Here is a 272-nt window from a genome sequence, read left to right on the forward strand (position 1 = left end):
CTCTCGTTCAGGACGAACTCCCGAAATACCTGCTGGCGCCGGAAGTCAGCGCCCTGCTCCACTACGTGCCGGATCTTCACCGCAAGATGCTGCTGGCGACGCTCTGGAACACGGGCGCGCGAATTAACGAAGCGCTGGCGCTGACAAGGGGGGATTTTTCGCTTGCGCCTCCGTATCCGTTTGTGCAGCTTGCGACCCTGAAACAACGGACGGAAAAAGCCGCTAGGACGGCAGGAAGAATGCCCGCCGGTCAGCAGACTCACCGGCTGGTT

1 pseudogene is annotated in these 272 nt (G+C 61.0%); it reads left to right on the top strand.

The features are described from left to right. Positions 1 to 272, top strand: a pseudogene (locus RTW80_RS29295) (tyrosine-type recombinase/integrase); the annotation flags it as partial.

It is taken from the genome of Escherichia sp. AM3 (assembly GCF_032029835.1).
In the GTDB taxonomy this organism is placed as follows: Bacteria; Pseudomonadota; Gammaproteobacteria; order Enterobacterales; family Enterobacteriaceae; genus Escherichia; species Escherichia coli.